The 24,821-nt window shown below is 58.3% G+C and carries 20 protein-coding genes; 13 read left to right on the top strand and 7 right to left on the bottom strand.

Going from position 1 to position 24,821, the window contains the following annotated elements:
• Nucleotides 1–51: 51 nt before the first annotated feature.
• Nucleotides 52–1,677: a hypothetical protein gene (locus tag GGR28_RS11975; RefSeq protein WP_183496041.1), complete on the bottom strand. Its 1,626-nt coding sequence runs from the start codon at nucleotides 1,675–1,677 to the stop codon at nucleotides 52–54.
• 358 nt (nucleotides 1,678–2,035) lie between these two features.
• On the opposite strand from GGR28_RS11975, the gene GGR28_RS11970 reads away from it, so the two are divergent.
• From GGR28_RS11970 to GGR28_RS11950, 5 genes are all read left to right on the top strand, one after another.
• On the top strand, nucleotides 2,036–3,163 hold the full coding sequence (locus GGR28_RS11970) for an efflux RND transporter periplasmic adaptor subunit (RefSeq protein ID WP_183496040.1): 1,128 nt from the start codon (nucleotides 2,036–2,038) through the stop codon (nucleotides 3,161–3,163).
• A gap of 18 nt (nucleotides 3,164–3,181) precedes the next feature.
• Nucleotides 3,182–6,343 carry an efflux RND transporter permease subunit gene (locus GGR28_RS11965; protein WP_183496039.1) on the top strand — a complete coding sequence of 1,054 codons (3,162 nt, stop codon included), beginning with the start codon at nucleotides 3,182–3,184 and terminating at the stop codon, nucleotides 6,341–6,343.
• A 4-nt stretch (nucleotides 6,344–6,347) separates the two neighbouring features.
• Nucleotides 6,348–7,751, top strand: a complete 1,404-nt coding sequence (locus GGR28_RS11960; protein ID WP_183496038.1) for an efflux transporter outer membrane subunit — start codon at nucleotides 6,348–6,350, stop codon at nucleotides 7,749–7,751.
• Between the two features lie 358 nt (nucleotides 7,752–8,109).
• Nucleotides 8,110–9,603, top strand: coding sequence for an SUMF1/EgtB/PvdO family nonheme iron enzyme (locus GGR28_RS11955; protein WP_183496037.1), 1,494 nt, complete (start codon nucleotides 8,110–8,112; stop codon nucleotides 9,601–9,603).
• Nucleotides 9,604–9,628: 25 nt separating this feature from the next.
• A complete protein-coding gene (locus tag GGR28_RS11950) occupies nucleotides 9,629–10,351 on the top strand; it encodes a T9SS type A sorting domain-containing protein (RefSeq protein ID WP_183496036.1) in 723 nt (240 codons plus the stop codon).
• A 77-nt stretch (nucleotides 10,352–10,428) separates the two neighbouring features.
• Here GGR28_RS11950 and GGR28_RS11945 read toward each other — a convergent pair whose 3' ends face one another.
• The 3 genes from GGR28_RS11945 to GGR28_RS11935 all read right to left on the bottom strand — a co-directional run bounded on the left by GGR28_RS11945 (nucleotide 10,429) and on the right by GGR28_RS11935 (nucleotide 13,163).
• A complete protein-coding gene (locus tag GGR28_RS11945) occupies nucleotides 10,429–10,824 on the bottom strand; it encodes a GlcG/HbpS family heme-binding protein (protein ID WP_183496035.1) in 396 nt (131 codons plus the stop codon).
• 113 nt (nucleotides 10,825–10,937) lie between these two features.
• The gene (locus GGR28_RS11940; RefSeq protein WP_183496034.1) at nucleotides 10,938–11,744 is read right to left on the bottom strand and encodes a hypothetical protein; all 807 of its coding nucleotides are present in this window, start codon (nucleotides 11,742–11,744) and stop codon (nucleotides 10,938–10,940) included.
• Nucleotides 11,745–12,215: 471 nt separating this feature from the next.
• The gene (locus GGR28_RS11935) at nucleotides 12,216–13,163 is read right to left on the bottom strand and encodes an SMP-30/gluconolactonase/LRE family protein (protein ID WP_183496033.1); all 948 of its coding nucleotides are present in this window, start codon (nucleotides 13,161–13,163) and stop codon (nucleotides 12,216–12,218) included.
• 421 nt (nucleotides 13,164–13,584) lie between these two features.
• On the opposite strand from GGR28_RS11935, the gene GGR28_RS11930 reads away from it, so the two are divergent.
• Nucleotides 13,585–14,760: a M23 family metallopeptidase gene (locus GGR28_RS11930; RefSeq protein WP_183496032.1), complete on the top strand. Its 1,176-nt coding sequence runs from the start codon at nucleotides 13,585–13,587 to the stop codon at nucleotides 14,758–14,760.
• 83 nt (nucleotides 14,761–14,843) lie between these two features.
• Here GGR28_RS11930 and GGR28_RS11925 read toward each other — a convergent pair whose 3' ends face one another.
• Both GGR28_RS11925 and GGR28_RS11920 read right to left on the bottom strand, forming a co-directional pair.
• Nucleotides 14,844–15,284 carry a hypothetical protein gene (locus tag GGR28_RS11925; RefSeq protein ID WP_183496031.1) on the bottom strand — a complete coding sequence of 147 codons (441 nt, stop codon included), beginning with the start codon at nucleotides 15,282–15,284 and terminating at the stop codon, nucleotides 14,844–14,846.
• A 101-nt stretch (nucleotides 15,285–15,385) separates the two neighbouring features.
• Nucleotides 15,386–16,111, bottom strand: a complete 726-nt coding sequence (locus tag GGR28_RS11920) for an inorganic pyrophosphatase (RefSeq protein WP_183496030.1) — start codon at nucleotides 16,109–16,111, stop codon at nucleotides 15,386–15,388.
• A 278-nt stretch (nucleotides 16,112–16,389) separates the two neighbouring features.
• Here GGR28_RS11920 and GGR28_RS11915 point away from each other — a divergent pair, with 278 nt between their 5' ends.
• From GGR28_RS11915 to GGR28_RS11905, 3 genes are all read left to right on the top strand, one after another.
• Nucleotides 16,390–17,415, top strand: coding sequence for a trypsin-like serine peptidase (locus tag GGR28_RS11915; protein WP_221233878.1), 1,026 nt, complete (start codon nucleotides 16,390–16,392; stop codon nucleotides 17,413–17,415).
• 8 nt (nucleotides 17,416–17,423) lie between these two features.
• A complete protein-coding gene (locus tag GGR28_RS11910; protein ID WP_183496029.1) occupies nucleotides 17,424–17,777 on the top strand; it encodes a carboxypeptidase-like regulatory domain-containing protein in 354 nt (117 codons plus the stop codon).
• 63 nt (nucleotides 17,778–17,840) lie between these two features.
• On the top strand, nucleotides 17,841–19,469 hold the full coding sequence (locus GGR28_RS11905; protein ID WP_183496028.1) for a hypothetical protein: 1,629 nt from the start codon (nucleotides 17,841–17,843) through the stop codon (nucleotides 19,467–19,469).
• Here GGR28_RS11905 and GGR28_RS11900 read toward each other — a convergent pair.
• The gene (locus GGR28_RS11900) at nucleotides 19,460–20,569 is read right to left on the bottom strand and encodes a glycerate kinase family protein (protein WP_183496027.1); all 1,110 of its coding nucleotides are present in this window, start codon (nucleotides 20,567–20,569) and stop codon (nucleotides 19,460–19,462) included. The two genes, GGR28_RS11905 and GGR28_RS11900, sit on opposite strands and share 10 nt — an antisense overlap.
• Before the next feature lie 319 nt (nucleotides 20,570–20,888).
• Between GGR28_RS11900 and GGR28_RS11895 the strand changes: the two genes are divergently transcribed.
• The 4 genes from GGR28_RS11895 (at nucleotide 20,889) to GGR28_RS11880 (ending at nucleotide 24,777) form a co-directional block, all read left to right on the top strand.
• A complete protein-coding gene (locus GGR28_RS11895; protein WP_183496026.1) occupies nucleotides 20,889–21,443 on the top strand; it encodes a hypothetical protein in 555 nt (184 codons plus the stop codon).
• Nucleotides 21,444–21,755: 312 nt separating this feature from the next.
• Nucleotides 21,756–22,871, top strand: a complete 1,116-nt coding sequence (locus tag GGR28_RS11890; protein WP_183496025.1) for a glycosyltransferase — start codon at nucleotides 21,756–21,758, stop codon at nucleotides 22,869–22,871.
• 240 nt (nucleotides 22,872–23,111) lie between these two features.
• On the top strand, nucleotides 23,112–23,993 hold the full coding sequence (locus GGR28_RS11885) for an SPL family radical SAM protein (protein ID WP_183496024.1): 882 nt from the start codon (nucleotides 23,112–23,114) through the stop codon (nucleotides 23,991–23,993).
• A gap of 229 nt (nucleotides 23,994–24,222) precedes the next feature.
• Nucleotides 24,223–24,777 (top strand): hypothetical protein, encoded by a 555-nt coding sequence (locus GGR28_RS11880; protein WP_183496023.1) that lies wholly within the window; start codon nucleotides 24,223–24,225, stop codon nucleotides 24,775–24,777.
• Nucleotides 24,778–24,821 lie beyond the last annotated feature (44 nt).

Here is a 24,821-nt window from a genome sequence, read left to right as displayed (position 1 = left end):
TTTTGTCGCGGATTTTTGCGGATTTAGGGTTGCGGTGCAAACTGGGGGGCATCACTTCACCGCTACCACCTGGTGTACGATCTCCCGTCCATCTTCAATCTGTAGGTGACACAGTCCAGGTGGGAAGTCACCGAGATTCAGGGAGAGGCGGTTGTTGCCGGGCCCAGCGGTGTAGCGGACACGTTGGAGCAGGCGACCGGCCGAATCGAACAGTTGAATGGCAACTTGCCGGGTTGCGTCCGTTCGGTAATCCAGGCTAAGCCGGTCCGCGCGGACCGGATTTGGGTAAGCCTGGCCGATACTGGTTCCCGCGACCTCGAAACGTAGCGTGATGATCGGGCTGTAGGTAGCCGTACCGTCGAAGTCGATTTGTCGCAGGCGGTAGTGGTTGGCGCCCAGGGAAGGCGAGTCATCCAGGTACGTATAGTCCACTTCCGTATGCGTTGTGCCGCTTCCCGGGAGGCGGCCGATGCGCTCGAACGGTGCCTCATTGCGGCTCACTTCTACTTCGAAGGCCTCGTTGTCGCGTTCGGAGGCCGTCTGCCATTCCAGCCTCATGCCCCTATCGTCGGGGGCACCGGTGAAGGCCAGCAGTTCTACCGGCAGTCCGGCAGCCGCGGCGGGCCAGCCGATATTGGTCATCACCTGTGCCGCTTTGCCTACATCGTGGTTTGCACTGCCGTAGCTCAGTGCGTAGTACATGACCTCCGTAGGGTCGTTAAAGTGACTGTACGAACTCCCCGGTTGAAAGGTACCGGGAGTATAGAGTTGCAGCTGCTCGGTGCCCGTATCGAAGTCGTTGATGTTCGTCTCGTCGAAGAATAGGCCGGTGTTGCCTCCGGTAAATGCGGTAGCCAGGTCAGGACCCGGATTCGGCGAAACGGACGTCAGCGCCGCCATATCGGAACCGCGGTCAACGAAGAGGTCATATACCGCAGGATAGTATTCCGCTCCCGCACCGGTGGCATCGAAGAAGTAGCCCAGGCAGCCGTTGCCGGCCACGCCGTCGCATTCCACGTCGCTACCGGTTCCGGACGCATCCTCTCCGTCGTCGATCCGGGCGCTGCCGAAAAAACCGAGCCCGTGGCCCAGTTCGTGCACGGCCAGGCTCACAAAATCGATCTGATCGTTTGGGGGATTGGCGTCCGTACCGAAGTAAAAATCATCGAAGTAGTTGGCATTGATGTACACGCGGATGTCGGCCGTAGGGTACTCGATATCCACTAGTTGCTCAACGATCGCCTGGGGGAAGACGACGGCATCATAGCCCAAGAACGGACCGATCCCGCGCAGGCTGGCACCCGCCGACCCCAGGGTATTTCCGGTCAGATCGGAGGTATAGCAGCCTTCCACGTTGACGATCTTGTCGTTCTGCAGGGCGTCGGACCAGATTGCGGCAGCGTATTCAAAGGCCATCTCTGCCCCGGCGGGCCAGGTCGAGCAGGCGAATCCGTTCAGTGAATCTCCGTCCGTAAGGTAATTGATGTCGTAGGTGAGGGTTTTCGGCCGTACCGCATCCCGGAATGTATAGGGTCGGGAAAACGTATAGTCACTGACTACCGGTGGCAGGTAACAGCCGCCGTGGCGGTCGCTGATTGGTGGCAGAAGTTTCTGGGCTTGCACCGGACCAATCGGGAGGACGATCCCTACAATAAGTAGGATGCAGAGTAATCGCATACGTCGGGTGTTTAGGGAGAGGAAATGCAACAGCCTACCTGCGCAGAACCGGCGACTTACCCATAAGATAAGGTTTAACGGAAAAACCCATTTTCAGTCGTCGGCCGACCGAGGTACGAGGCTCGCCCGCCGACTAGACGCGGGGAGCCCTAAATAACAGCCTAGTGTCACAACATTCAGAATGCGGGGTCGCGGGAGCAAAGTCCGCGTGGAAGGAGCCAACTTTCAAATCCGGCAGCTTGTTAGCGCAACTCATTATGTGACGGGGCCGGATCGACCCACCCGAAGAATCAATTTATCGCCGCCCAGCAATTACGTCCTGTCCGAGCATTGGGGCACGACGAAGAATGAATTCCGTATGAAGTTCCTGCATCTTTTCGCCCCCCTCCTCGTGGCGGGGTCGGTACTCGTATCGTGTGCCGACGATTCCGCCCGGGTGCCCGCCGGTCCCCCGCCCGGCCCTCCATCGTTCGCGGTACTGACGGTGCCTACTCAAACCGTAACGACGCAGCGGGAATACCCCGCTCGCCTCACCGGCATCGTCAACAGCGAAGTACGGGCGAAAATATCCGGCTACGTCACCGAAGTTCTGGTCGATGAGGGCCAGCGGGTGCGTCGCGGTCAGTTGCTCTTCCGCCTCGAAACCCAGTCGCTCAACCAGGATGCCGCCGCCGCCCGCGCCAACGTCAACGCGGCCCAGGTAGAGGTAAATAAGCTGGAGCCCCTGGTGGAAAAAAACATCATCAGTAACGTGCAGTTGGAAACCGCCCGGGCACGGCTGCAGCAGGCGGAGAGCGGCCTCGATGGCATCTCCGCAAACATCAACTATGGCCGGATCGTGAGCCCGATCGACGGCTACCTCGGCCGCATCCGGCTACGCAAGGGGTCCCTGGTGAGCCCCAGCAGCCAGGAGCCCCTGACGACGGTATCCGATATTAGTAAGGTGTACGCCTACTTCTCCATGAACGAGGGGGAATACTTCGACTTCTTCCAGCAGACCGCCGGCGAAACCATGGAGCAAAAGGTGGACAACCTGCCGCCGGTTGCCCTGGTACTCAGCAACGGCAGCCCCTATACGGGATCCGGCACGATCGAAACGGTAATCAACCGGGTTAACGACCAGACGGGCACCGTACAATTCCGCGCCGTATTTGACAATCCGGCCGGCCTGCTCAGCGACGGCAACAGCGGCACCATCCGCCTTCCCCAGACCTTCACCGATGCCGTCGTGGTGCCCAAAACGACCACCTACGAGCAGCAGGGCAGGACATACGTATACAAGGTAAACGGAGACAGCACCGCCGTATCCGCGCCCATCACGATTGCCGCGGAAGTGGATAACCTCTTCGTCGTCTCGGCCGGAGTGACCGCGGGCGACCGCATCGTGGCCACCGGCATTGCCAAGCTCCGGGGAGGAACCAAGGTGAAACCCGTGCAGACCGCCTTCGATAGCATCGCCCAACCACTTCCTACCGTCTTCCGGTAACCCCAAGATCCGCCAACGATGCTAAAGGTATTCATCGACCGCCCGGTGCTCTCCACCGTGGTCTCCATCATCATATTGATCCTGGGATTTCTGGGCTTGTCGCAGCTGCCGATCACTCAGTATCCCGACATCGCGCCACCTACGATCACGGTCGCGGCCAGCTACCCGGGTGCCAATGCCGAAACCATCCTCGAAAGCGTGATCATCCCGCTGGAAGAGCAAATTAACGGCGTGGAGGGCATGACCTACCTCACCTCCACGGCAACCAATAGTGGTACGGCGGCCATCACCGTCTACTTCGACCAGAACGTAGACCAGGACATCGCCGCGGTCAACGTGCAGAACCGCGTGGCCCGTGCCAATCCGCTGCTGCCGCAGGCCGTGATCCAGACGGGCGTCACCGTACAGAAGCAGCAGACGAGTGCCCTGATGTTCGTCTCCTTCTTCAGCAAGAACACGGACTACGACGACATCTTTATTCAGAATTACCTGAAGATCAACGTCATCCCCGAGCTACAGCGGGTCAATGGAGTGGGCGACGTAAACGTATTCGGTGCCAAGGATTACGCCATGCGCATCTGGCTGCAGCCCGATAAGCTGGCCGCCTACAAGCTCATCCCCAGTGACATCACCGCCGCCCTGCGCGAGCAGAGTCTGGAGGCCGCCGCCGGATCGCTCGGTGACAATAACGGAGAGGCCTTTAGCTATACCATTAAGTACAGCGGTCGCTTTAAGACCGAGCAGCAGTACAGCGACATCATCATCAAGGCCCTGGGCGAGGGCGAGTACCTGCGGCTGTCCGACGTGGCGGAAATCGAACTCGGGGCCCAGTCCTACCTCGGCACCTCCCTGACCGAGGGCTACCCCGCCGTGAACATGGGCATCTTCCAGATCAAGGGCTCTAATGCCCGCGACATCATCGATGAGATTCAGCTCCGGCTGGACGTGATCGAGGCGGAGCTGCCCGACGGGCTTGAGATCTTCGTCCCCTACAACACCAACAACTTCCTAAATGCCTCCATCGAGAAGGTCGTCGAGACCCTGGCCGAGGCCTTTCTGCTCGTCTTCATCGTAGTGTTCATCTTTTTGCAGGACTTCCGCTCGACGCTCATCCCCGCCATTGCGGTGCCGGTATCGATCATCGGCACCTTCTTTTTCCTCAACCTCTTCGGCTACTCCATCAACCTGCTGACGCTTTTCGCCCTGGTGCTCGCCATCGGAATCGTGGTCGACGACGCGATCGTGGTCGTAGAAGCCGTGCACGCCAAGATCGACGAGGGCGAGAACGACCCCCGCAGGGCGACCGAGCACGCCATGGAGGAGATTTCCGGCGCCATCATTTCGATCACTCTGGTGATGGCCGCGGTATTCATCCCCGTCACCTTCGTGCAGGGGCCGACCGGTGTTTTCTACCAGCAATTCGGCATTACCCTGATCGTGGCCATTATGATCTCGGCCGTGAATGCGCTTACGCTGAGCCCGGCCCTCTGTGCCCTCTTCCTGAAGGGGCACGAGCAGAAGGAGGGGGTAAATAAGAAAAAATTTAGCCAGCGTTTCTTTGCCGCCTTCAACCGGGGCTTCGACGCGACGGTCAACCGCTACGGCCGTTCGGTGCACTTTTTGTTCCGCCACAAGTGGATCACGGTGGTCATCCTGCTGGCGGCCGTCGGCGGCATCTGGTGGTCGGCCGGCCAGGTTAAGACCGGTTTCGTCCCGAATGAGGACCGGGGCATCATCTTCGTCAACGTCGAGCTGCCCGCCGGGGCCTCCATCGACCGTACCCACCAAGTCAACGTGGAGCTGTACGAAAAGATCAGCAAGATTCCGGGCGTCCTGCGGGGCTCGCTGGTGGAAGGGCGAAGTTTTCTGGGCGGCGCCGGCAGCAACTACGGGCTGGGCTTTATCCGACTAAGGGACTGGGACGAGCGGACGGCCGATTCGGTGTCCATCAAGACCATCACGGGCAAGATGTTTGCTGCGGCGGCTACGATTCCGGAGGCGAGTATTGTCTTCTTCGCACCACCGAGCATCCCCGGCTTCGGCCAGGCGGCGGGTGCGGAGGTGAACCTGCTGGACCGCACCGGCGGCAGCTTCGAGGAACTCGACCGGGTGAATCAGGACTTCATCGCCAAGCTTACGGAGCGGCCGGAGATTCAGTACGCCCAGTCGTCGTTCAATACCGTCTACCCCCAGTACGAACTCGAGATAAATACCGCGTTGGCGAAGGAAACGGGGGTGTCGATTAGTAGTATTTTCTCTACCCTGCAGGGGTACATCGGTAGTCTGTTTGCCTCCGATTTTTCCCGCTTCGGAAAGCAGTACCGCGTATACATTCAGGCCCTGCCGGAGGATCGCGCAGACGTATCCGACCTGGATAAAATCTACATCCGCACCGGTAACGGCGAGATGGCCCCGATCACGGCCTTCGTATCGCTGAAGCGGGTGTACGGTCCGCAGTTCGTTTCCCGCTTCAACCTTTTTAATTCGGCCAAGATCACGGCGGCCACCAATCCCGGCTACAGCTCCGGTGATGCCATCGCGGCGGTGCAGGAAGTGGCCACTACCCTACCCGCCAACTACACCACCGCCTTTTCCGGGCTTACCCGCGAGGAGGTGAACGCGGGCGATCAGACCACGACCATCTTTCTCCTCTCCCTGGTATTCGTGTACTTCTTGCTGGCGGCCCAGTACGAAAGTTACCTCACGCCCTTCTCGGTACTGCTGTCGCTGCCACTCGGGGTGTTCGGTGCCTACATGACCACCCAGCTCATGGGGCTGGAGAACAACATTTACTTCCAGATCGCCCTCATCATGTTGCTGGGATTGCTGGCCAAGAATGCCATTCTGATTGTCGAATTCGCCGTACAGCGACGACGACAAGGTGAATCGATCGTCGACGCCGCCATCGACGGAGCGGAGGCCCGACTACGCCCCATCCTGATGACCTCCTTTGCCTTTATCCTCGGACTTACGCCCCTGGTCCTGGCCAGCGGTGTCGGTGCGGAGGGCAACCGATCGATCGGGACCGGCGCGGTCGGCGGGCTCCTGGTGGGCACCATCGTGGGCGTCTTCGTGATCCCCATCCTGTTCATCTTGTTCCAGTGGCTACAGGAGAAGATCATGGGCTCGCCCTTCCCGGTTCCCGCCACCGAAGCTGTTGTTGAAATTGAAGAAGAGTAGGCCAATGTCCGATACATCCCATTTGAAGTTCCTGCTCCTTCTGAGCTTTCCCATCCTCCTGACCTCCTGTTACACCGCTAAGGAGTACGCGCGGCCGGAAGCCGAGGTGCTTACGGCCGGCTACTACCGTACGGACAGTTTGGTACGGGACAGCCAATCGCTCGCCCTGGTCTCCTGGCGGGAGTTGTTTACCGATCCTTATCTGCAGTCCTATATTCAGGAGGGGCTCGATAGCAACATCGACATCCGCACGGCCGTCCGGCAGATTGCCATCGCCCAGGCGTATGTTGACCAGGTTAGGTTGAGCAACCGGCCCACCCTCGACGGAACGCTACAGTACACCCGCTCCCAGCTTTCGAAGAATAGTCAGTTCGGTGGATTTTTCAGTTCGCTCGATCAGTACCAGCTCAGCGGTACGCTGTCGTGGGAGGCGGACATTTGGGACAGGATCAAGAGTTCCCAGCGCGCGCAGGCCGCCCGGTATTTGCAATCCGTGGCCGCCCACCGGGCCGTAAAGAGTCGCCTGGTGGCTAGCATTGCGTCTACTTATTACGACCTGCTCGCGGTCGACGAGCAGCGGCGGATCACCGAACGGACCATCGCCAACCGGAAGAACAGCCTCGAAACCACCCGGGCCCTTAAAGATGCCGGCAGTGTCACCGAAGTGGGCGTGAAGCAGACCGAAGCACAGATCTACACCGCCCGCGCCATCCTGATCGACCTGAATTTGCGCGCCCACCTATTGGAGAATACGCTATCGCTACTTTTAGGGACTGATCCCCGGGAGTTTCCCCGGTCCTCCCTGGAGAGCCAGCTTCTTCCCGATGAACTTCGCACCGGCGTCCCCGCCCAACTGCTCGCCAACCGTCCCGACGTGGCGGCCACGGAGTATGCCCTCGTCGAAGCCTTCGAGCTGACCAACGTGGCGAAGGCTGATTTCTATCCCGCGCTTCGCCTATCGGCTACGGCCGGACTGCAGAGCCTGACCCTGGGCGATTTTTTTAACCCAACATCCTTCTTCGCTACGCTGGTGGGTGGGCTTACCCGTCCGCTCATCGACGGTCGGAACATTAAAACGCAGTACGCCGTATCCCAACTTCAGCGGGAGCAGGCCGTGCTGGACTTTCGCTCCGCCGTACTCAGTGCCGGCAGGGAAGTGACGGACGCCCTGTACTCCTACGAGGCCGCCGACGAAAAAATCGGGGTGAAGCAACAAGAATTAGAGGCATACGATCTCGCCACCGCGTATTCCGAGGAGCTTCTGGCTAACGGTTACGCTAATTACCTCGAGGTACTGCGGGCGCGGGAGAATGCTCTGGGCACCAGCCTCGACCTGGTAAATGCGAAGAACAACCGGCTACAGGCCATCGTGGATCTGTACGGAGCGCTGGGGGGTGGTTGGCGGTAAATCTTACATCTGAAATTTTAAATGTAAAATTTAACGGGCCGCTCAACTTTTAAACGTTAATTTTTATTGCGTGGCAATGTGAAAAATAAATCCCCGTTTTGAAGACAGTTATCAAGGTAGAACAACTTGTTAACGAGGCCCGGATTACGCCGCTTTTGCGGATGCAATCCAACGTTTTATTCAATTTCATCTCAAGACATCACCGGAGTTTTCCTTTTGGTCTTTCCGTTGCGGCTACTGGCTAGGTAGCAGACTGTTTTTGCTTTTAAAGAGACATTAGCAATACACATTACATCCGCTCCCCGGGAGTGGTGTACGCAATTTTGGCACAAGGTGGCTAGGTGGCAAAATTTTCAGCATGGTAAGATTTTACCTGATCTTCCTCCTTATTCAGGGGTGGACTGTCCTGTGTGGCAACAACATCCAGTTTGCGAATCTGATTGTCGAATACGAGGACGGCAATCCGGGTTCTGCCCTCCTTACCTTCGATCTTTCCTGGGAAAATTCCTGGCGAACCACTGCGGACCCCGCCAACTGGGACGCGGCATGGGTCTTCGCTAAGTACCGGACGCAGGGCGATACCGTATGGCACCACATCCTCCTTTCGAGCCCGCCGGCGGCTCCCACGGGCGCGGTGATCGACGTGCTGGACAACACGGGAGCGATGATCTACGCGACGGCTAGTAAGTCGGGCAACGCCAGTTACCAACAAACGCAACTGCGGTGGAACCTGACGGCCAATGGCTTAGAGAACATTGAAGGCCTGGACTTCAGAGTGTTCGGCGTCGAGATGGTCTACGTTCCCGCAGGTAAATTCAAGCTCGGGGGCATGAATACTGGAACAGAAGTGAACATGTTCCATGAGATTGCTCCAAGTTGGAAGCGTCCGGCTTACTCCGTTATCTCATCCGACGAGATTCCGGTAGGGAACGCCAGGGGACAATTTAATTTCGGCGTAGACAACCCGATTAGCGTACCGACGACAATCCCCGCCGCTTTTCCTAAAGGCTTTCGGGCATTTTACGCCATGAAGTACGAGTTGTCGCAGCAGCAATACGTCGACTTTTTCAATACACTGACCCCGTCCCAAAAGGCCCTGCGCGACATCACCGGCAGCACCGGAAAAGATACCGACGAAGTCCTTAACCGCAATGCCATCTCGTACGACGATCTCGCCGGGGGGGATGCCACTACCACCGCTCCCCACGTGCCGGTCGGCTACGTTTCCATCAGCGATATGCTGGCCTATCTGGACTGGTCCGGTCTGCGGCCCATGACGGAAATGGAATTTGAAAAGCTCTGCCGCGGACCCAACGGCCCCATTTTTGGAGAGTATGCCTGGGGTACCGACAAGATCGCGAATTGGGAGTTTACGCCTACCCTTCTAAACGGTTCCGGTGAATCACTCGTCAACCTCAACATAATCACCTTCGACGCGGGCAATGCCGGGTATAGCGCTACCACCAAATTGACGACGTCCGGTACTGGCCCGCTGCGGTCCGGCATCTATTCCGCCAGCCTTACGCTGGGCAGTACCCGAGTACTGAGCGGGGCCGGCTACTACGGTCATATGGAGCTTTCCGGCAACCAGGCCGAAGGAGTGATCAGTGTGAGCCATACCGATGGAACGGCTTTTGAAAATATCCACGGCAACGGCCACCTCCCCGCGAACGGATACGCCGACGTGCTCACGTGGCCACAGTCCCAGCACGGCGTTGGTACCCGGGGTGGTCACTACAACTCCTCCGCAAATCATTTACGGGTAGCCGATCGCAGCACGGTGGTCATTACGGACGACACCCCCGACGTCCGCTACGCCTGGCTGCAATTCCGCGGCGTACGCGGACTTTAATTTTTAACCATACACTATCAACATCATGTCACACATTTCCCCAATGGCGAAGTGCCTTCGCCCCTACGCATTCTTATTCATCCTTTTGATCTCCGCTCCCTCCCGGGCGCAGTATGTCGGCGGCTCCGGCAGTGGGGCCTCCTCCGGCGATTACAGCTCGAGTGCCGCAATGCCGCTTACGCTCCTCCAATTCATCGCGGAGGCAGAAGCTGATCGGGTCACCCTGCGGTGGTCTACGGCCAACGAAGTCGGTACCGACTACTTTATCGTCGAGCGCACTTCCGATGGCCGCAGCTACACCACCGTCGGGCAAGTTGACGCTGCGGGAATGTCCTCCTGGGGCGCATCCCTCGACTACCGCCTCTACGACCCCGCTCCGCTGCCGGGCAGCTCCCTGTACCGGCTCAAGTCGGTGGATCTGGATGGTTCCTTCACCTACTCCGAACTGGTTGAGATCGAGCGGGATGCAGAGATGCTTCCGCTGGCTTTTTCCATCCACCCCAATCCCAGCACCGGAAGTACCATCGGCATCGGCTTGACGGAGCTTTCGGACGGTGAGCCCATCCGCGTCGAGGTGCTGGACGCTGCCGGCCGTCGACTGGTCACCCGGAGTTTGCAGGGCAGTCCCGGCGAGTACCTGCAACTGCAACTGAGGGATCGCCTGCCCGCCGGCACGTACTTCCTGCGCCTGAGCCAACCCTCGTCCGGTGCACACACCAGCCGCCTGGTCGTGACACCGTTCGGGTAAACACGAATACCTATATTTTCACTGAGAGAGTTTGAGGAAAGGGAGAGTGTCACCACTTTCTCTTTCCATTTTTTTGCTCAGATCGCGCCGGCTCCGGCCTCCGCCACGGTCTGGTCGTCTTCCACCGTACTGCCGGATACACCAAGGGCACCGATGATCTCATCTCCCTGCTTGAGCACCACGCCGCCGGGGAAGGTGATAAGGCCGCCGTTGCTGTGCTCGATGTTGTAGAGGCTCTGGCCGGGTTGCACCAGCGGACTCAGGTCCTGAGTCCCCATGGTAAACCAGGCGGCCGTGCGGGCTTTTTTCATGGCGATGTCGATGGAGCCGAGCCAGGCACCGTCCATGCGGGCGAAGGCAACTAGATTGGCACCGGCGTCGACGACGCAGATATCCATTTTGGTATTGATCTCGGCGGCCTTTTTCTTGGCGGCGGCGATGACGGTTTCCGCCTGGGCGAGGGTGATGTTCATACTGACTACGGGTTATAAGGGTAATAATCGGGCACTTAAGGTACCACGAATTACCACCAACCCGGAAGGGGCAGTCGGTATTTTCCTAGTTGGCAGGGTTAATCGTGCGGTGCTTACAGCCGGAAGAGGGCGCACTGGTCCATCATCCCATCGAAGCTCAGGTCGCTGAGTTGTTCCAGCAGTTCGCTGCGGGTGGCGGCGACGGCGACAACGGAGTTGTTGTACACGGCGAAGTGGCGTTCCCGCACGCCGTTGGCCTTCAGTTCTTTCTTGATGGCGCGGGCGCTCAGCTTGGAGTACATCTGCATGTAAACGTCGTAGAGCTCGGGGTGCTTATCGAGGATTTTTTTGGTGTCGTCCTGGTGCTTGTCGCGGGTGGCGGCTGACTTCAGGTACTGCCGCAGCTGCTTTTCGGCGCGCTGGGTGGCGGGGCTGGCCTGTTTTTCCAGCATCCGGGGGTCTAGGGTTTCGGTAATTCCGCGCACGTCTTTGATCTGTTTAAATTCGTATTCAATATCGCTCCGGCTGGGGAGGTTGCCGTTCGCTTCGGCGACGGTGAGCTCCTGTACCACAATGCGGTCGTCGAAGGGCCGCAGTACGGCTTCCACGAGCACGGGCAATTCGGCTTCGACCGCGGCTTCGGGAGACTTGCAGGTGCCCACTACACCGTAGAGGGTGTAATCATCCATCAGCACGGCGTACTTCTTGTACTGCTTGACCAGGAAAAACTTCCCCTGCTTCACCGTACTGAAGTTGCGCACTTTGCGGCGTTGCTTTTCGCTGAGCCCGTCACCGGCCTCGCTGGCGAGAAAACGTTCGATCAGCTCCGGGTTACCGTACACCGATTGCCGACCGGCGAAGGCCAGCAGTCGCTCGTTGAGGTGCGTAAACTCCTCGCACGCGGCGGGACTAAGGTGCATAGGTAAAGTCATTAAACGGTCGATGCGGGCGGGGCCGCAGGTGCAATATTGAATAAACGGATAGCCGGCCCATTTGGTTAAGAACCGCGAAATTACGGTTTGGTGCACGCTATTCCTACGTCTTTTGGCCTATTTGGCGGGGAAATGGCCGAAGTAAGCGGTCAGTAGCCTCACCTGACACCCGATGGGGGGGGGGTAGCGGTTCGTGGCATCTTGCCGCGGTCATCATCTAGAACTAGAGCTCACCATCACCCATAAAGACCCCGGCAAGATGCCGGGAACCGCTAGTTCGTGGCATCCTGCCGGGGTCACGGTTCGTGGCTTCTAGCCGCGGTCATCATCGAGAATTAGCGTTCACCACCACCCGTAAAAACCCCGGCAAGATGCCGGGAACCGCTCACACCCGTAAACACCCCGGCAGGATGCCGGGAACCACTCCGCCCCGGCAGCATGCCGGGAACCACCCTACACTTACCGCTTCACCGCCACCACTTCGTACGCAACATCCGGTCCGGGAGTCACGCCAAAACGTGCGTTGACGGCATAGAGCGTAGCGCCTTTGCTGGTGACGGTGGTTGGAATGCGGAAGTCGGGGTCGGTAATCACATCCGTTATCCGACCGGAGCGATAATCTGGCTGCAGCCGTATTTCGGCAATCTTATTCTGAAAATTCTGGACGACGTACAGCGTTTTTCCCAGCAGCAGGATACCGTCTCCATTAGCGACATCACCGCCGTTAAGGTCGATACGGATGGCCGCACCGGTGGCGGGATCGACCTTGTACAGCGTGCCTAAAGAGGTGTTGACGACAATCAGGGCATCGCCATTGGGGGTAGCCTCGATCCCGTTGGCGTTAAACCCACCCGGCTGAAAATCGAATTCACCACCTAGCGTCAGGGCAGACGTTTGACCGGTCGGGCGGCCACGCTTATCGAGATCGACGACGTAGAGTACGGGCTTGAAGGAATCGGTAAAGTAGGCGGCGTCTTTCGTGACGATCACATCATTAACGAATCCACCAGTGAAGTCAAACCGTGCTACTTCGGTCTTGGTGCGGGTATCGAGCACGTAGGCGCCACCGTTCCCCCCTCCCGCTACGTAAAGGTATTTCGTCGACTGGTCAAATGCGAGCCCGACTGCCGGTCCACCGGCAGCGGGCGTATAGATGACCTCGCCTTCCCCGCTCTGGAAATTGCCCTGGTAAATGGACCCGTCCGCCAGGGATCCAACGAAATAGTCATTGCCGTCTCCGGCCACAATGCCTTCGGGTGCAAATCCGTCGGGCAGGGGAAGGAGATCGCTGAAGGCCTTCCGGAATTCCACCGATTGGTTCGTTAGATCGGCCTCCGCTTCGTGGTTACAGGCGGTCAGCAAAAAACAGGAAGCCAAAAGGAAAAGGGTGTACTTGAGTGTGTTCATGATCGGTAGTTGTTATAATATCGACGCCTCCGAATGGAGTCGATTAGTCCAAACGGGTGGAGTGAGTGATGGTTCGTGGCGGTTCGCGGCATCTTGCCGCGGTCACGGTTCGTGGCATCCTGCCGCAGTCACAGTTCGTGGCATCTTGCCGCGGTATCGGTTCGTGGCATCCTGCCGCGGTCACCATCGAGAATTAGCGCTCACCACCACCCGTAAAAACCCCGGCAGGATGCCGGGAACCATCACCACCCGTAAACACCCCGGCAAGATGCCGGGAACCACTACCACCCGTAGAGAGCCCGGCAGGATGCCGGGAACCGCTACCACCCGTAACAACCCCAGCAGGATGCCAGGAACCAGACACCAACCGTTAAACTCTCCTTAAATCACATCCCTCGCGCCGCGGTGGTGTTTTTGGGGTATGTCCCGTAGATCGAGCACCCTGACCCCCCTTTTATTACTGGCCGGTTTTTTGGTGGTGATCGGTGCGTGTAACCGTTTTTTCGGCGGGGTGACGGATGCGGTCGAGAACATCCTTACACCGCGAACGCCCAGGGAAGCCTTCGCCCACGACAGCCTGGAAATCGACCTCCCGGGCGAGCCCTTGGTCACAGGTTGGGATACGGCGTACCGCCGGGCCCTAACCGATACCCTCACCGTAGACCTGCCCTACCGCGAGCGGCTCCGCTATCCGGCTGCGGTTGAATTGTCGGCGATCTCCGTTCGCTTTTACCTTCCGCCGGGACGGCGGCTTACCGTAGCCGCGCGCCCGGATAGCCTGGGTGGTCCCGTATTCGGTGAATTGTTTGCGGTTGGGGAGGACGATGCCCCCGAACCCCGTGACGCGCTCCTCCGGTGGAAGGCGGATGCGCCGCAATTTTCCTTTGAAACTACCGCCCGCGGCGGCCAGCAGTTGCTGCTGGTGGTGCAGGCGGCACCCGGCGAACGGGGCACTTACGAGCTTACGTTGCGGTCCGACCCCGTGCTGACCTTCCCGGTCGCCGGAGCCAGTACACGCAACATTAAATCGTTTTGGGGGGACAGCCGCTCCGGTGGCCGGCGTACGCACCAGGGCAACGACATTTTCGCGCCCCGCGGTACACCCCTACTCGCGGTAGCCGACGGACGGGTATCCTCCACCAAAGTCGGGGGGCTGGGCGGCAAAACCGTGTGGTTACGCGACGGCGAGGGCCGGGGACTTACCTACTACTACGCCCACCTCGATAGCCAGCTGGTGCGAACCGGACAGTCCGTCCGCCGCGGCGATACCGTGGGCTTAGTCGGTAATACCGGCAACGCGCGCACCACCCCGCCCCACCTGCACTTCGGCATCTACCGCAACGGAGCGCGCGATCCCTACTCCTACCTCACCGGACCGGACGAAGCTGCCGGCACGGTCAGCTACCCCCTCACCGAAGCGCCGGACGCCGTTCCGGAACGGGGAAAGCACTACCTGCGGCGCAGCCCCGAACGGGATCGCTCAGTGGTGGTCCGCGAGCTTCGAAACACCGAACCCGTCACCGTGCTCGGAGCTACCGATCGGTACTACCGCATCAGGACGCTGGCGGGTGAAACGGGCTTTGCTAATTTCGATTGAGCCTGCACCTGCGTACCCGCCCAAAAAAAAACGCCGGCAGCTGCAACAGCTACCGGCTCCGGGGTCAAGTGGCTTTAAGGGAATTATTCGATTGACAAGGTGGTCTCCGTGCCCGTGAGCGAGAGCACCGTGGGTAGCGTGCCCGGTGTGAGGTAGGGCGAAAGATCGAAGGTGTAGGTCTCGGTGATGTAGGCCGCGCAAGTGAAGTCCCCGTCGGCGACCCCATCGTCGAAAAGCAGCCGGGCCGAGGTCTGGGTGGGATAACTTTCGGCCACCTCTCCGAAGGTAATCAGGTCGAGGGTCCAGCCCTGGCTGCCGCAACCGGAAGCGGAGATGGTTACTTCCAGACAGAGGTCGGTCACGCGGGCGGAATCCAGGTGAAAATCATCAAATTCCCGCTCTACAATTACGTCTACGATCTGAATGTCCGGTCCGCAGGCGAGGCGGAAGGCATTGTCATCGTCGTCGTTGCAGGCCGTGAGGAGAACTGCCGGAAGCAGCAAAAATGAGAGGAAAGGGTTCATGGCGATACATTTGGTTTTGTACCGAAGCCAGACGCCGATCCGGGCCCGGGCGTTGGGCCTTCATTCGTTAAAAAAACGCTAATGCGCGTCGTAGCTTTTTTTTACAGGCTATCCAGGATGCCCTTCTGCCGCTGTCCGAAGCTCAGGGCTTCCATCAATGTAGCGCTCATGACCTCCTCGAGGTTGCCGTAGGCGGCGGCGTAGTCCTGTTGGCTGCGGCGAACCACTTCCTGGGCTTCTTCGCGGCCGTAGGTGTGGGTGATCTCGCACTTCGGCTGCTTGCTGGGCAGTTGCTTGTAGGTCAAAAAGTAGTGGCGCAGGCGGTCGAGGATGGAGGGGGGAAGGTCGGTCACGTCGTTCCAGTTGCCGTAGACCTCGTCGTTTTCCAGTACGGCGATGATCTTGTCGTCGGCCTCGCCGCCGTCGAGCATGCGGAATCCGCCGATGGGTTTGGCCTTGACGATGATGTTTCCGTGGGTCACTTCCCGCTCGGTGAGCACGCAGATGTCCAGCGGGTCATCATCGCCCTCGATCCCCTCACGGCCGGTCTGTTCCATACAGAACTTGGCCACTTCGTCCTTACAGTACGTCTGGGGAATAAAGCCGTACAGCGCCGGCACGATATTGGAAAACTTCTGGGGCCGGTCGATGATCAGGTAGCCCGATTTCTTATCGACCTCGTACTTCACCGTATCGGAGGGGATGACCTCAATGAAGGCACTCACGATGCGGGGTGCCCGGCTGCTGATGTCGATGCCGTGCCAGGGATGGCTCTTGTACCGTAAACCGATCAGTTTCCAGAGTTTGTCGTAAGCATCAGGCACCATGGTAGGGTCATTTAGGATTTGTGCCGCAAAGGTACAACTTGGCGGGGGCGCGGGAGCAACGAACTGACCCCATTCCTCCCCCACGGTCTTTTCTCCCCTACGGTGACGGGTGCGGGGCTAGGCACCAGCCACGGGGAATTCCAAAAGCAATGCCTTCCATTTAAGCCACGGCTCCTGCGGCCCCGCAAAATATTTTTTTTGGTCTCGCGTAACGGATAAATGTTTAAACACATTAACCCATGATAACTGCCTTCCTCATCCTTTAATACCCATAGATCATGGCATCTCAACTTGAAGACGTGTTCACCGATGTTAAAACCAACGAAAACGGCGACGCGACCGCCGCGGCCGAAACTACCGCCACCCCCTTCGCCGAACCCGGTAGCGCCGGCCAGGAATTCGAACGCCTGATGGAGCTCGGCCTGGAACCCATCGCGGAAAACAGCGAACTTGACGAACTCGCAACGGAAGCGGACTTCGAAGAAAGCGCACCGGAGTACGACGACGTCAGCTCCGAAGAATCCGCCGGGAACGTACAACTGCCCGAAACCACCCAGGAAGAGAACCTCCTCGATGCCTACTACGGCAGCTACGATGCCTCGCCTACCGAGGCAATGCAGGGAATCGACGAAGTTGTGATCGGCGCCGACGACCGCATCCGCATCAACAACACGGCCAGCTTCCCCTGGCGGGTCCACTGCTCGCTGCGCATCGAGACGCGCACCGGCAAGTTCTACATCGGTACCGGCTGGTTCATCAGCCCGCGCACCATCATGACCGCGGGGCACTGCGTCTACCTCCACAACGAGGGCGGCTGGGCCAAGTCGATCACCGTAATGCCCGGACGTAACGGCGCAGCGATGCCCTACGGCGCCCACAAGGCCACGCACTTCCGTAGCGTCACCGGCTGGACCAGCAGTCGCCAGCGCGCCAACGATTTCGGCTGCATCATTCTGCCCAAGAACAACCGCGTGGGAGCCCGCACCGGCTACCTCGGCTTCGCGTACATGGGCGATTCTTCGCTGAAGAGCAAGTACGTCAACCTGAGTGGCTACCCCGGCGATAAGCCCGCCGGAACCCAGTGGTACCACGGACGCAGGGTGAAGGCCGTCAGCAGCCGCACCATTACGTACGAGATCGACACTGCCGGCGGACAGAGCGGCTCGGCCGTTTACCACATCAAGAGCGGTAAGCGCTATGCCGTAGGCATCCATACCAACGGACACAGCTCCGGCAACTCCGCTACCCGCATCACCAAGGGGGTATTCAACTTCATGAAGAGTTGGAAGTCCATGGGGAGCTGAGCAGGCGCATGAAACCTTTTCTGATCCTCTGGCTGGCGGTCGGTGGGTGGTGGGGCTGCACGCAGTCCGCCACTCCCCGGCCTCCGGTCGTTAACGAACCCACGATGGAATACTCCTTTGAAGGCCGCGTGGTCAATGGTGGGGGTGAGCCCCTGCCCGAAGTGGCGGTCACCATTCGCGACGCCCCGGCCAGCGTGCCGGACCTGGCCACCCTGACCGGTACCGACGGGCGCTTTACCCTGAATAACCTGCCGGCGGGCGATTACGTCCTGCGACTGGTGCCCCCTACCGGTAATACGGTCACCGCTGCCGTAAAGGTGGACGGCCGCGGGGGAGTCACGGATCTGCGGGTCGAGAAGTGAGGGTAGGCATAAGCGGAATTTTTCCGAAATTACCCCTATTCCACCGCCCGCACACGCTGTCCTATGTCTTCCGAACAATTCCGCAACCCCATCCGGGACGTCAACGAATCTCCCAACGATGATTTCGAAGGACTGAGCCCGAGGCAGGTGCATTTCCTGCTGAACGATTTCCTCGGCCGCGGCAGCGTAGTGAAGATCCGGGTCGATATGCCGTCCGACACGGTTGACCGGATGCCCCTGCCCGAGATGGTGCGTAGGCTGCTGTCTCAGCTTCAGCAAAAGGAGATCAACCTGACCCAGAAGGGCAACCTACCGGGCAAGCTGGTTAAGGAAATGTACGCTACCGGACTCCTTCCCGACCGGTATATTGAACAGGGGATTACCATTCTCCGGGGCGAAGACGACTACCTGGCCGCCCAGGTGGCGAAGCACCTGCCCCTGGTCCTGGGGTGGACCAAAAAACGCAACGGCAAGCTGAGTCTGACGAAGAAGGGAGAAAAGGCGCTGACCCTGCCCCGGGGAACGTTTTTCCAGCAGCTTTTCCAGGCGCACCTGCGCCGGTTCAATCTCGGCTGGTCGGACGGCTATCCGGAAAGCGGAGAACTGCAGTACCTCTTTCCCTACCTGGCGTACCTCCTGCTGATTTTGGGTCGAAAGGCTCGATTCGTCACCGAGTACGCGGAGCGCATGTCGCGGGCCTTCCCCATGCTGGAAGAAGCGTACGGCGACCTCACCTCCGTCATGGAGCTTCGTTTTTTCGATCGTTTCCTGTACTACTACGGACTAGTCCCGGAGCGCAACACCATTTTATCCAGGGAGCCGGCGCAACCCTTCCAACCCACGGATCTGTACCGGGCAGTTTTTTACCTCGACGGCGACGCGCGCCCCGCCCCGCCTTCGGAGGAGCAGGTGTACGAAAATCAGCTGAAGGTGGCCCTCTTCGACGCCGAGCGGGGCAGCCATACGCACATCTCCGACGATATGCCGCCGGAATTGCTCGACCAGTTCCAGGCCCAGATCCGCAGTTTTGAAGCGCAACAGGCGTCGGGCAACTTCGTGCCGGTACGCAAGCTCCTCGGTGACGCACCCCTCGTTGCGCCCCGGGACATTCCGGACGATGCCACCGCCCGCCGGGAAACGGTCCGTTTGCTGAAACTTCTCGAATCGGTAGGCGTGCTTACCGACGAGGTACCCGATCTCGAACCACTGCCCTACTATACTTTTCTGCACGACGTGCTGCTGGAGCACGAAGTAGTGCCCCCGCAAAAGGGCCAGCGCGTAATGCTCCCCTTCGAGCAGGTGTTCATGGAAGACTTCGACCCCATCGAGTCCATCACGGAATTCTTTTTGCTGCGGCTATTTGATCTGGAACAAGTCTTTCCGGCTGACATCCTGAACGGGGAGATGCGCCTCGACAATCAGGTAGTCGGTCCCGAACAGGCGCTGGCCCACTTAAGTGGCTGGCGGGCACAGTTCAGCGAGATCACCCCGATCGGTTTCGAACCCTTCGACGATCCCCGCCTTCCGCCACGTACCGCAACGGACGCCGTACAGTTGTTTGTCGTGGAGTACGAGGCCACTTATCCGGATGGACGCACCGAAAAATTTGTCGGCCCCGGCGTAGTAGAATTGGTCTACGATGGCGAGGAGTGGCGGGTATCGGGAGCGCAGTTCGCCGGCTTTCAGTTTTGATCGAGCCGCTGCGCTAGTTTTTTCAGGTAAGCCGCGGCGTTCCGCATGGCATCGTCCAGGTTTACGGCCACGCTACTAATTGATTCAATGGACCGCAGGGTCGGATGGATGGGATGGCCGGCGGGCAGGGCGTTGTTGCCGACCAGCAAAGCACAGGGTAGTTGGCGATCGGAACAACGATTCAGAATGCCACCTACTACTTTCCCCTGTAGCGACTGCCCGTCCAGTTGTCCTTCGCCGCTGATCACGTAATCGGCCCAGTCTAGATCTTTTTCCAGGCCAGTCAAATTCGCTATCGTTTTAAAGCCCGGCTGGAGGTTGGCCCCGAGGAGGGCAACCAGTCCGGCGGCAATCCCCCCGGCGGCCCCGCCGCCGGGCAGGTCAAGCACGGGAGTTGATGCATAAGTTTCCAGCAACCGGCCGAAGGAGCGCGTCCCCGCTTCGAGGGTTTCCACCGCGGTGGGGTCGGCACCTTTCTGGGTGGCGTACACGCGGGCGGCGCCGTTGTCTCCGCACAGGGTGTTCTCGACGTCGCACAGCAGAATGATGGATTTGCCCGGCCAGGGCCGTTCGACTGGAGGAACGATCTCGCGGATGGCTCCGAGGTTCGCGCCGATCGGTGGCAGCTCTCTATCCCGTCCATCTTTAAACCGGAAGCCCAAAGCATGGGCGCAACCTACTCCGACGTCGTGGGTGGCGCTTCCTCCAATGAGTAAATACACTTGCTCGACGGGTTGCCGCAGGGCGTGGGCCAGCAGTATTCCGGTGCCCTTCGTCGTGGTACGTGCCGGGTCTCGCTCGTCATCCTTCAGTAGGACCAGTCCGCTGGCCGTCGCCATTTCGATAAAGGCGGCTTCTTTGCCTAGTAGGTAATGACCGTTCATCGGACGGTCCAGCGGATCGGTGGTGGGGCACGGTACCTTCCGTAAATCCAGGTGCTCACCCAGAATCTCCAGCGTACCGTCGCCGCCGTCGGCCAGCGGGTGAAAGCGAACCTTGGCTTCCGGCCACTTCACCCTTATTCCTTCTCCGATGGCCGTGCAGACGGCGTGGGCGGAAAGGGAACCCTTGAATTTGTCGGGGGCGATGAGGATGTTCATGGGCTATGTTTAGTGGTGGCGTGTACGGCCACCCCTGCGAGTGTACGCAACTTTACGCCTTTTTCCGGAGGTACGGCTTGGGCGGGCGCGCGGGTGCCAAGTTGGAAGGAATAAAAGCCATCAAGTCAGCGAAATTTGGAATAGCATATGAAAAACCCTAACTTATTCGTGCTGCGACACGGATCACCGTATATACATGTATTTAATCTTAGTATTTCTATACTCCATAAAATCCTACGGTTCTTAGGTAAGGAAGCAAATTGAAGTCTACCCAGTTGTAAAGTGAGTCACCCTATTCACCCATTAAAACACGACTACTATGAAACGCTTATTACTTATCCCAGCCATCTGCTGCCTGTCCATGCTCCTGTGGCAGTGCGAAAAGGCGGAAATCGTACTACCAGAGGAGGCGGCGACCCCGGCGTCGCTCTCCCTCGATACACGCGCCAGTGCCGGAGCGACGCAAATTTCCGGCATAGGATTCTTTGCCGAACCCACCGACTGCGATATTGCCAGTGAGGGCGCGGATTACGCAATACAGCTAACCGGAGACCTCGAAGGGTGCCTCTTCGTCTTCGTCGAGAATTTTGCCTGCTCCCCGAGCGGAACCTACCGGGAAAGTGGAAGGGAATATTTCGTGGGCACGTACAACGGAGAGGAGGGCACCTTCTGGACCAACTATAAGTTTTCGGGCAAATACGAGGGATGCAACGACGACGGCACCTTCTCGGGCGCGGAGATATTCGGACGTTGCCAGCATCCCATCGAGCGCGGCACCGGCACCGGCGTCTTCGCGGGCGTCAGGGGCCGACTGGACTTTAAGGATGACGTTGAAGCGGGGAACTTTCCGTTTCGGGGGCACCTTAAGTATTGATCCCACCCCCCGCAGTGGGGACGGAGACCTGAAACATGCACCACCATTTGCTTCGCCCGATTGCTGCGGTAATCGGGCGTTTGCTTTTAGTATCCGCCTAAAACGCTTCACTACCAGTATGTGCGGCAGGCGGAGGAATTATGAGAGGCAGTAACTCAGCAGCGGCGACAGGGCAGTGGGTTGTACCCCAGAGATGCAGGGCGGTCCATCCATCATGGCAGTTGTAGCTTTGATGCTATCGAAGCGGGTTTAGACAGAATGGTTCCCAACAAGTCGCCCCGTCTACCGCCCCGCTTATTAACTCACCACTGCGTGTCACGCCTCAACTTACACATCATCAGTCTAGCTATCCCCTACCCCCCGGATTACGGAGGGGCCATAGACATTTTCTACAAAATCAGGGCGTTACACAAGCTGGGGATCGGTATTCATCTGCACTGCTTTGAGTATGGGTCGAGGGCGCGCAGAAAGGAACTCGAGGAATACTGTACGGCGGTGCACTACTACGCCCGAAAGACCGGAATAGTCAGCCAATTGTCCCTACTGCCCTACATTACTTATTCGCGTAGAAGTGGGGAACTTCTGGATCGCTTAAAGACCAACGACTACCCCATCCTGTTCGAAGGCATTCATTCGGCCTACCTGCTACTCACCCAGGAACTTCGCGGTAGAATGGTATCACTGCGTTCCCACAACATCGAGCACGACTACTACCAGTACCTGGCGAAGCGAGAAAAAAACCTGTTTAAAAAACTGTTTTTTTACATTGAAGCTTACCGCCTCAGGCGACTGCTGGCACGGCTGCCTGCGGATCTGCCGATTGCGGCCATTTCGCCGGCGGATACCGACTACCTAAAGGGACGATTTACTAACGCCTTCTGGTTGCCGCCCTTCCACTCCAATGAGGAAGTCGAAACCCTTACCGGCACGGGAAATTACGCCCTCTACCACGGCAATCTATCCGTTTCCGAAAACCACGAAGTAGCGGAGGCACTGATTGCTTCGTTCAGAGATAAGGAGATTAAGTTAGTTATCGCCGGCAAGGCCCCCTCTGAAAAACTGCACACCCTTGCCGGTATAGCCACCAACATCCAAATCGTCGCCGACCCCGATGAGCCTGCGATGAAAGAACTGGTGCGACACGCTCACGTAATTCTGCTCCCCACCCACCAACCTACGGGCATCAAACTAAAGCTGATCGAATCGCTCTACCGGGGAAGATTCTGCGTCGCCAACCACGCCATGGTCGCCAATACCACGCTGGAGGAATTGGTCACGATCGAGGAAACCGACTTCTACGCATGCACGAAAACATTGATGGGCAGGCCGATTTTAAATACAGATATCGAGCGGAGAAAGCAAGCACTTGAAGCCCGCTTTAATAACCTAAGAAACGCCCGTCTGATAGTGGAGAAAGTAAACAAATAATGATAGTTTTAGGTGAACGCATTCATAAATAACTATACTTATTCGTGAATTTTATCGCGTAATCCGCCTTGACTTTCCATATTCCATTGCTCTTTTCCAGTTGCCCCGCACCCGCGTCCCCGCCGCTCGTCTCACGGCTTTAAACACCTTTCAAAAAGACAACTAACCCACACCCATAGGCGTTTACATAAGCTTGCTCCGTACCCAACGGATGAGGTATTTTTCACCCATATTCCCGCTATGCCGCAACTGAAACGCCAACGCACTAAAACCCTGACGGTCAAGGACAACGGACGGTCCGCCGACTACGTAACGCCCAACTTTATTTACGGATGCCTGGGGGGCTGCCGCGACAGCTACTGTTACGTGATGCGCTATAATCACGACAAGGTTTTCATCAACGAAAATACCGAGCAGATCCTCGGTCGCATCGATGCCCACGCCGGTAAACTGGCCTGGCCGAAAGCACCCAATCAGACCGATCCTACGTATTACACCTACGACATTGGTTGCAGCACCGATATCGGCCTGCACTGGAAGCATTACGACTGGGAGCAGGTATTCACTTTCTTCCGCGATCACCCGACGGCAAAGGCCACCTTCGCAACGAAGTACGTCAACCCTAAAATGCTCGATTTCGATCCCCTGGGCAAGGTGCGCATCCGGTTCAGCCTAATGCCGCAGAATATGAGCGACCTGGTGGAGCCCAAGACCAGCAAGATTGCCGACCGCATCGCCGCCATTCCCCACTTCATCGCGGCCGGCTATGACGTGCACGTTAATTTCAGCCCCATCATCTTCTGCGAGGGCTGGCTGGACGACTACCGCACCCTCTTCGAGCAACTCGATGCCGCAATCACCGACCCCGCCCACCGTGCCATGGTGCAGGCCGAGGCCATCATGGTCACCCACAACCCCTGGCAGCACCAGCGCAACCTGGCCGCCGGTATGACCGAAAGCGAAGCCCTCCTCTGGCGACCCGATATTCAGGAACACAAGCGCTCCGGCTACGGCTCCAGCGCGGTACGTTACAGACGCGACTTCAAGGCCCAACTCTGCGAAGAATGGCTGGCGGTCCACGACGAAGTGGTTCCCTGGAATACGGTCCGCTACCTGTTTTAGCACCTCCGTGTGTATATAATTGCGTATTATCAGTTGGCTCGTCAAAATTAAATTGCCGTATTTTCATTGTTGGCCAGTTAATACCCATATTTGGTATTGACAATGCCAACACATGTACCCTATATTATAGTAAGAACAGAATTTTTATCACCGGTAGCTTCATTTAAATTTCACGATACACCGGGATATAGTATTTGGAACCACACCTATCACAAACCCATACGCAGCCATGCAACACTTTGCCTGTCTGTTCTTACTCGCATTCCTCTTCACGAATTGCCAGAAGGAACCAATCGAAACAACCGCCGCCGCCCGGGATGTGCCGAACATCCAAGAGGCAGTCGACGCCCTACTTGCCCCGGAGATGCTGGCGGAGCTGTCCGCTTCGCTAGCAACCATCCCGGGAAAAGTGACCCGCGACAAAGTGGAACGACAACTCGCGAAGCTGCCCGATGTCCAACGAGTTGCTAGCACACTTACCGCTGCGGTCGAGATGGCAAGGGAAAGAGGACACACGGAGGAGCGCTTGCGGGACGACATCCAGCTTGCCTTTGCCGGGGCCGCTTCGCAGAGCAATGGCGTAGGCAGCAAGGCGGCCGTGCGTGACCCGGGAGATCTTCCCTGCTACGAAGCGCTCGACGCTACGCTAGCCTTAGAGGCAGTAGGTATGGTCATTTGCTTGGCTGGTGGTGGAGGCCCCTGGTGCGGAGTCTATCTCGTCGTTGCCGTAGCCTATGCCTTCAATGAATATGAGATCTGTCTGGGGTCCACCTACTCGGGTTGACCCTACAAGTGGCCAGCGGCACTGACCCCCCTTATACCCTATGA

This window comes from Neolewinella aquimaris, assembly GCF_014197245.1.
Lineage (GTDB): Bacteria > Bacteroidota > Bacteroidia > Chitinophagales > Saprospiraceae > Neolewinella > Neolewinella aquimaris.
The sequence above is the reverse complement of the archived record's forward strand: the minus strand, read 5'-3'. Positions and strand labels throughout refer to the sequence as shown.

What these genes read in the sequence shown, in the direction of transcription:
- GGR28_RS11975 (WP_183496041.1), bottom strand. Translation starts at nt 1,677, where the DNA reads ATGCGATTACTCTGCATCCTACTTATTGTAGGGATCGTCCTCCCGATT.
- GGR28_RS11970 (WP_183496040.1), top strand. Translation starts at nt 2,036, where the DNA reads ATGAAGTTCCTGCATCTTTTCGCCCCCCTCCTCGTGGCGGGGTCGGTA.
- GGR28_RS11965 (WP_183496039.1), top strand. Translation starts at nt 3,182, where the DNA reads ATGCTAAAGGTATTCATCGACCGCCCGGTGCTCTCCACCGTGGTCTCC.
- GGR28_RS11960 (WP_183496038.1), top strand. Translation starts at nt 6,348, where the DNA reads ATGTCCGATACATCCCATTTGAAGTTCCTGCTCCTTCTGAGCTTTCCC.
- GGR28_RS11955 (WP_183496037.1), top strand. Translation starts at nt 8,110, where the DNA reads ATGGTAAGATTTTACCTGATCTTCCTCCTTATTCAGGGGTGGACTGTC.
- GGR28_RS11950 (WP_183496036.1), top strand. Translation starts at nt 9,629, where the DNA reads ATGTCACACATTTCCCCAATGGCGAAGTGCCTTCGCCCCTACGCATTC.
- GGR28_RS11945 (WP_183496035.1), bottom strand. Translation starts at nt 10,824, where the DNA reads ATGAACATCACCCTCGCCCAGGCGGAAACCGTCATCGCCGCCGCCAAG.
- GGR28_RS11940 (WP_183496034.1), bottom strand. Translation starts at nt 11,744, where the DNA reads ATGCACCTTAGTCCCGCCGCGTGCGAGGAGTTTACGCACCTCAACGAG.
- GGR28_RS11935 (WP_183496033.1), bottom strand. Translation starts at nt 13,163, where the DNA reads ATGAACACACTCAAGTACACCCTTTTCCTTTTGGCTTCCTGTTTTTTG.
- GGR28_RS11930 (WP_183496032.1), top strand. Translation starts at nt 13,585, where the DNA reads ATGTCCCGTAGATCGAGCACCCTGACCCCCCTTTTATTACTGGCCGGT.
- GGR28_RS11925 (WP_183496031.1), bottom strand. Translation starts at nt 15,284, where the DNA reads ATGAACCCTTTCCTCTCATTTTTGCTGCTTCCGGCAGTTCTCCTCACG.
- GGR28_RS11920 (WP_183496030.1), bottom strand. Translation starts at nt 16,111, where the DNA reads ATGGTGCCTGATGCTTACGACAAACTCTGGAAACTGATCGGTTTACGG.
- GGR28_RS11915 (WP_221233878.1), top strand. Translation starts at nt 16,390, where the DNA reads ATGGCATCTCAACTTGAAGACGTGTTCACCGATGTTAAAACCAACGAA.
- GGR28_RS11910 (WP_183496029.1), top strand. Translation starts at nt 17,424, where the DNA reads ATGAAACCTTTTCTGATCCTCTGGCTGGCGGTCGGTGGGTGGTGGGGC.
- GGR28_RS11905 (WP_183496028.1), top strand. Translation starts at nt 17,841, where the DNA reads ATGTCTTCCGAACAATTCCGCAACCCCATCCGGGACGTCAACGAATCT.
- GGR28_RS11900 (WP_183496027.1), bottom strand. Translation starts at nt 20,569, where the DNA reads ATGAACATCCTCATCGCCCCCGACAAATTCAAGGGTTCCCTTTCCGCC.
- GGR28_RS11895 (WP_183496026.1), top strand. Translation starts at nt 20,889, where the DNA reads ATGAAACGCTTATTACTTATCCCAGCCATCTGCTGCCTGTCCATGCTC.
- GGR28_RS11885 (WP_183496024.1), top strand. Translation starts at nt 23,112, where the DNA reads ATGCCGCAACTGAAACGCCAACGCACTAAAACCCTGACGGTCAAGGAC.
- GGR28_RS11880 (WP_183496023.1), top strand. Translation starts at nt 24,223, where the DNA reads ATGCAACACTTTGCCTGTCTGTTCTTACTCGCATTCCTCTTCACGAAT.